Origin of the sequence: Bradyrhizobium manausense, assembly GCF_001440035.1 — a bacterium.
In the GTDB taxonomy this organism is placed as follows: Bacteria; Pseudomonadota; Alphaproteobacteria; order Rhizobiales; family Xanthobacteraceae; genus Bradyrhizobium; species Bradyrhizobium manausense.
This window is the reverse complement of record NZ_LJYG01000078.1, coordinates 1-2,133: the sequence shown is the minus strand read 5'-3', so window position 1 is coordinate 2,133 and position 2,133 is coordinate 1. Positions and strand designations below refer to the sequence as shown.

Here is a 2,133-nt window from a genome sequence, read left to right as displayed (position 1 = left end):
TGGAGTTTTTGGGGCGCAACGACGAGCAGGTGAAGATCCGCGGCTTCCGGATCGAGCCGGGCGAGATCGCGGCGCGGCTCCTCGAGCATCCGGCGGTGGGTGATGCGGTGGTGGTGGCGCGCGAGGATGGCCGCGGCGAGCAGCGGCTCGTTGCGTATGTCGTCGCCCCCGAAGCTGAGGAATCTGATCTTGCCGGCGGTTTGCGCGCACACTTGAGTGCGCGGCTGCCGGACTACATGGTGCCGTCTGCGTTCGTGCGGCTGGCGAGGCTGCCGCTGACGGTGAACGGCAAGGTCGATCGGAACGCGCTGGCTGCGCCGGACGATGAGGCGTATGCGCATCGCGCCTACGCGCCGCCGCAGGGCGAGATCGAGACGGCGCTGGCAACGATCTGGGCCGAGCTTCTCGGTGTGGAGCGCATCGGGCGCCACGACAACTTCTTCGAACTGGGCGGCCACTCGCTGTTGGCAGTACAGCTGATGAGCCGGCTGTGGCAGGCGCAGGGTGTCGAACTGCCGCTGATGACGGTGTTCGCAAAACCGATACTGGCTGCCCTCGCTCACGAAATTTCTATTACTTTGCTCGAACAAGCATTTGAGCGTGACGAGCTTCAGAAGCTGCTCTCTCTGGGTGCGTAGAAATGACAGATATTGTTAGGGTCAGTTTGGAAAATCTGGATGTAGAAGGCTTGAGCAAGCTTCTAGTCCTCGCCAAGGAGAGAAACCGGAGTAGCAGCCGAAAAGCTACGTTGATACGAAAGGTTGGGCGCGAAACCGCGCTAGCACCATCGTTTGCGCAGCAGCGGCTGTGGTTTTTGGCGCAGCTGGATCAGGGCGGCACGCAGTATCACGTGCCGCTGGCGTGGCGGCTCAAGGGTGGGCTCGACCGCAGCGCCTGGCAGCGCAGCCTGGACCGTGTGTTGGCGCGGCATGAGGCGCTGCGCAGCGTCTTTGTCACCTCGGACGGCAAGCTCCGGGTTGAGCTTCTGCCAGAGGAGGCCGGGCTGCCGGTCGTGGAGCACGATCTGCGGGACAGGCTGGATGCGGACGCCGCGCTGTCGCAGCTGTGCCAGCAGGAGGGGCGCACGCCGTTCGATCTGGCGCGGGGCCCGCTGATCCGCGGCCGGCTGATCCGGCTGTCGGACGAGACACACGTGTTCCTGCTGACCCAGCATCACATCGTCTCGGACGGCTGGTCGCTGGGCGTGTTGGTGGGCGAGCTCAGTCAGCTGTACCGGGCATTCGTGGCCGGAGACGACGATCCGCTGCCGCCGCTTGCGATCCAGTATCCGGACTATGCTGCCTGGCAACGGCAGTGGCTGTCGGGGGAACGGCTGCAGCGCCAGGCGCAGTATTGGCGCAGCAATCTGTCCGGCGCGCCGGCCCGTCTGGCGCTGCCGACGGACCGGCCGCGGCCGGCGCAACAGTCGTTTGCCGGGGCGACGGTCCCGATCATCATTGATGCGGATCTGACGCGGGGGCTGAAGCGGCTGAGCCGGCAGCATGGCACGACATTGTTCATGACCGTGCTGGCGGGGTGGGCTGCGGTGCTGTCGCGTCTGTCGGGACAGGACGATCTTGTGATCGGGGTGCCGAGCGCCAATCGGGGGCACCGCGAGATCGAAGAGCTGATCGGCTTCTTCGTCAACACCCTGGCGCTCCGGCTGGACCTGTCGGGCGAGCCGAGCGTGTCGGAGCTGTTGGAGCGGACGCGGTGCACGGCGTTGGGAGCGCAGGAGCACCAGGACCTGCCGTTCGAGCAGGTGGTGGAGATCGTGCAGCCGCCGCGGGCTCTTGATCACACGCCGTTGTTCCAGGTGATGCTGGCCTGGGAGAACAAAACCGGCGGGGCGTTCGACCTTGCCGGGCTGATGGTGGAGGCGGCCGGGGGCGGGTACGACCAGGTCAAGTTCGATCTGGAGCTGAGCCTTGGCGAGCAGGGTGAGGAGATCGCCGGAACGCTGGCTTATGCCACCGCGCTGTTTGATCAGACGACGATCGAGCGGCAGCGGGATTATCTGCTGGCGCTGCTGCGGGCGATGGCTGCCGATGCGCAGCAAGAGGTCGGGCGGATTGAGCTGCTGTCGGCCGCCGAGCGCACCTATCTGCTGGAGGAGCTGAACCGGACGGCGGC

Annotated in this window: 1 pseudogene; it reads left to right on the top strand. The window is 65.8% G+C overall.

Going from position 1 to position 2,133, the window contains the following annotated elements:
* Nucleotides 1–2,133, top strand: a pseudogene (locus tag AOQ71_RS50315) (condensation domain-containing protein); the annotation flags it as partial.